This window comes from Rhizobium sullae, from assembly GCF_900169785.1.
Classification (GTDB): Bacteria; Pseudomonadota; Alphaproteobacteria; order Rhizobiales; family Rhizobiaceae; genus Rhizobium; species Rhizobium sullae.
The window spans coordinates 1-4,330 of record NZ_FWER01000126.1 but is presented as its reverse complement, the minus strand read 5'-3'; the positions used below and the strand labels follow the sequence as shown (position 1 = coordinate 4,330).

The following is a 4,330-nucleotide window of genomic DNA, read 5'->3' as shown; positions in this document are numbered from 1 at the left end:
GCCAGACCGCACGCGCGATGATCTGCGGTGGAAAGCGGTGGTTCTTGTAGCTTACGGCCGGACTGTTCATCCCAACCTATTACCAGACAACCGTTAAGCCGCTGACAACGTGACATCACCGGATCGAGACCTAATTTCGAGAAGTGAGCCTCGGCACTGCTCGGTGGCGTCCACACGATCGACCGCTCAGATAAGCCAGTCTGTGTGAGAATGTGCGCTGAACCAATCCGCGCACAGCTCGCAACCGTCGTCTTGGGGTGCTCCTGGAGAAGGCGCGTCGTCGCCCAGTCCCAGTCGATAGTGTAAGTCCCGAGCCTCGCTGACGCTCGGCAGCACGGAATCCGCAGCGGACTTAGTTTGGAACGACTTGAATTCGAAGAGGTCCACAGGGAAGTCAGAGCCCTCATCGTCGAGCGACCGGGGATCGGGCAACTTCCATACTGGAAGAAGGTCCTCCAAGTCTGACTCGTCCGGCTTCATATCCACAGGGACTTCAAAGCGCTCATCCCCGAGCAACCGTACCGCGTCCTCGGGCGACGGTTCCCAAATCTCTCGAAAAAGGTCCTCCAAGTCTGGGTCTATAGGGTTATGCATGTCGTAACTCCTTTTCTGTTTTCGGGATAGGGGCTTCATGCCCAACCCCATAGGCCTCGTCACAAGATCAAACCGCGACGAGATCGATGCAGGTCAGGTGCAGTCGTCTTATCTGCATTGAGCAACACGGTAAAATCGTTTGTTTTCATAGCACCCATTCGCGCGATGGATTGAGCTAGAGCGCGTCCGATGAAAGCAGAATCCGCGTGAGGATTCTTTTTTAGAGCTTCTGTGATCCCCTCCTCCTGTCTTTGATTTGTCGGAGGGAATATGGCCCGAGCATTGAGTGATGATCTTCGCCACCGGGTTTTGGCTGCGTCGGCTGGTGGGATGTCCGCGCGGTCGGCTGCAGCGCGGTTCGGGATCGGGATTTCGACGGCGATTGCCTGGATCGCGAGCGCCCGGCAGGGTCAGGTGAGCGCTGCCAAGCAGGGTCGACCTGGAGGTTGCCGTCTCGACGATGATGAGGCTTTCATCATCGGCATGATCGAGGCGCCGAAGGACATCACGCTGAACGAGATGGTTTTGCGGCTGGAAGAGGGCCGATCCGTCTCTATCGGCCGCAGCACCCTCGACGTCTGGCTGCGCAAGCGCGGCTTCACATTCAAAAAAAGACCGCACATGCATTGGAGCAGGCGCGGCCAGACCTCCTGAAGCGGCGTCAGGACTGGTTCGATGCACAGCTTGATCTCGATCCAGCCCGCCTCGTCTTCATAGACGAGACGGGTCTTTCCACGAAGATGTCCCGGCTTCGCGGTCGCTCGCCGCGCGGAGAGCGTTGCCGATCGGGCGTTCCGCACGGTCATTGGAAAACTACGACGTTCACCAGGACGCTCAGGCTCTCCGGCATGACCGCGCCGATGGTCATTGACGGGGCGATGAACGGAGTGGCTTTCCGGGCCTATGTCGAGCAGGTTCTCGTGCCGACCCTCACGCCCGGCGGCATCGTCATGGAAAAGCTGCCGGCCCACAAGGCAGATGGCATCCGACAGGCCATAGAAACCGCCGGCTGCACGCTGACCCTATCTCCCGCTTTATAGCCCTGACTTCAACCCGATCGACAACGCCTTCTCAAAGCTCAAGGCGCTTCTGCGGCAAGGGCCGAACGCTCCGTCGACGCCCTGTGGAACACCGTTGGCGACATCGTCAAGCTCTTCGAACCGCAACAATGTGCGAACTACTTCGCAGCAGCAGGATATGACCCGGGTTAAAGTGGACGTGCTCTAATTCGAGCCTCATTGATGCTGACTCTCGGGATTCCAAAAACCGACGAATCTGAATACATAGCGCAAACAGGAGGTTTGCGATGGGGTCAGCGATTTTGTTGCGGTCAGACTTGGACGGGGACGGGTTGCGTCTTCTGGCACGGCATACAAAGGATGCCAGCCAGGCGCGTCGATTTATGATGGTGGCTCTCGTGCTGATGCTGCTCGGCTCGGCAGAGTCACGGTGCAGATCGTGCGTCACTGGGTGGTGCGGTTCAACGCCCGTGGTCCCGACGGTTTGATCAACGGCAAGGCTCCGGGCAAACCGACGATCAACGTGCGGCCTTGGCACAAGCCGTCGAGCGTGGTCCCACGCCCTATCTCGATGGGTCGTGCGCTGGCGTCGGTGCGATCTGGCCAAATGGCTTTGGGAGGAATTCCATGTCTCGGTCTCGATGGGCTACATCTGATCGAGATATCGCGAAACGTCGCCCATGATGCGCACGCCATCCCCATTATGGACCAGAGAGTTGGCTCACGTCCAACAATCTGATGGTCTCCGAAAACATCATTATTCTGCCCTGCCGTCAAAATCGCTTGGGCAAAAACACCGTCAGCGCAGTCTCCAACACGGAAGGCGTGATCTGATCTCGGCAAAGCTTTGCCCTGCCGAAATCGAGCAATCGGTTCCGTAGAGCGGTCGAGAGGCTGCGAGCTCGCGTCAGCTAGAGATCAGGATATAACGGCGACTTAAAACGAGTGCCGGACGCGCATTCATCGAATAAAGCGCAGTGAACCTCTCGATATCGGCCGCGTCCACCTCGATCGGGTCCTGCGCTACCATCCAGTCGACGATCTCGCTGCAGGGTGGTGTGGTGAGCGACCCCTCATAGGTCCAATATTTGAGTGACGCCGGCAGCAAACCGCTCGGATCGACATCGGGAGTGCGGTCTGCTCACCGGCCGGGCCACCAGATGTTCGCTCGGCGCATGGAAATGGTACTGCACCAGCTCATAACGTTTGTCGCCGCGGCGGAGCGTGCCGCCGGGCGCGGCTTTCACCTGGATTGTGTGCCCATTGTTGAGGATCGCGCCGCCACTTTTCCAGTCTAATGCCAAGTCCGGGATATCGGCCTTGATCGCGCCCTGATGTCGAGCGGCGATTGCTGCGAACCGGCCGAACAAGCACTGTTCTCTTTGTCAAAGACACCCAGGGCTCGGGACCCGCTTCGCCTTCATAGCTCCAATGCACGCCTTCCGCTGCATAAGCGGTCTTGACGCAAAGCGGGCAAGCCGCAAGCAAGGCCAAACGTTTGATGAGCCACGCCTTTCCATATTCATTCCCTTTCGGATGAGAAGCAAACGGCGCTCGGCGGCGACCACTTGGAAGTCCACATATTAAATCCCGCTTCATAGTTCCGGGCCGTTTCGGTCGATCAGCGTGCCGGACGGCCACTCGTCCATCGAGCGTCCAAAGGGCACAACGACGACGAGCACGTCCTCGACGCGGGTGGGCGGCAGGTCGAGACGCATATCAGCGAGAGTCGACCGTACGCGGACGCCCGACACAATCGTCGCCAGACCGCCTCGGCACAGCCTCTCCATATGGTTGCGCATCGCGTGCCGCACCGTGCCGAAAGCGAATGGGACCCTAAGCTGCTGCAGCGCCGGGAACACATCGCTCAGTGAAAAGCTGATTCCGAGTCGCTCAAGATCCGGACGGACCCCATACAACCCTAGTTCGGCCACCAATAGATCGACCTCGCCAACTTTGATGAAGCGGCGCAGTATACCAATATGAGCGGCTACGCCGTGCGCGTCGTAGCCGATTGCGCGGAATTCCGGCCTCGCACCGGCCCAGCTGCTGCCGTCTTCGAATGGCTTTGTATTGAAGGCCCCAGTCCGTCCATAGCTCTCTCGGAAGAAGTCGGAGAGAGCGGCATGGTCGGCCAGTTGCAAATCGTTTTCCCAGCACAACCGCCACCGTACGTCAGAGCGCATGGACAGACCTCGTCTTTATTGCTGTTTCTTGAGGTAAGCGCCTATGCATGAAGAGCTAGTCGCATTGAGCCGACGCGACGTAGCTTGCGCGGATCACCGAAGAACCCAGCCGCGATGGACATGCGGCTTGGTTGACGCTCGGCGTACACCGGAAGGCGTACACCGGAAAATGCTCCGCGGAGCCGAAAGTGCTCCTCAGAGCTAACGCAAACATCGACAACTTCCTTCAGGGGCTTCCTTGAAATGTCAATATGCGACGTTCTGCAAAACCGGTAAAATCGTTTGTTTCGATTTGACGCATCCACACTATGGATAGCTGAAGACATGCGGTTCAAAGGCCTTGACTCGTATCCCAAACAGGAACTTCAAGAGGGCTGTCTCGCGCTTTACAAGAAAGAAAAGGCGCTGACGTACCGTGCTTCCATCCTTCATCGGCCTACTCAGGGAGCCCGTAGAACGGTGATGTCACGTTGTCAGCGGCTTAACGGTTGTCGGATAATGGGTTGGGATGAACAGTCCGGCCGTAAGCTA

Annotated in this window: 2 protein-coding genes and 3 pseudogenes; 2 read left to right on the top strand and 3 right to left on the bottom strand. The window is 58.1% G+C overall.

The features are described from left to right. Nucleotides 1–116: pseudogene (locus tag BN1800_RS41075) on the bottom strand (IS6 family transposase); the annotation flags it as partial. Between the two features lie 748 nt (nucleotides 117–864). Here BN1800_RS41075 and BN1800_RS38960 point away from each other — a divergent pair. Together BN1800_RS38960 and BN1800_RS43745 are read left to right on the top strand one after the other, a co-directional pair. Beyond that, a pseudogene (locus BN1800_RS38960) lies at nucleotides 865–1,805 on the top strand (IS630 family transposase). A gap of 187 nt (nucleotides 1,806–1,992) precedes the next feature. Further along, the gene (locus tag BN1800_RS43745; RefSeq protein WP_425299112.1) at nucleotides 1,993–2,352 is read left to right on the top strand and encodes a helix-turn-helix domain-containing protein; all 360 of its coding nucleotides are present in this window, start codon (nucleotides 1,993–1,995) and stop codon (nucleotides 2,350–2,352) included. A gap of 168 nt (nucleotides 2,353–2,520) precedes the next feature. Here the strand turns inward: BN1800_RS43745 and BN1800_RS38955 are convergent. Together BN1800_RS38955 and BN1800_RS38950 are read right to left on the bottom strand one after the other, a co-directional pair. Then, nucleotides 2,521–3,139 (bottom strand): annotated as a pseudogene (locus BN1800_RS38955) (carbonic anhydrase). A 69-nt stretch (nucleotides 3,140–3,208) separates the two neighbouring features. Continuing rightward, nucleotides 3,209–3,799, bottom strand: coding sequence for a NodA family N-acyltransferase (locus BN1800_RS38950; RefSeq protein ID WP_027513916.1), 591 nt, complete (start codon nucleotides 3,797–3,799; stop codon nucleotides 3,209–3,211). Nucleotides 3,800–4,330 lie beyond the last annotated feature (531 nt).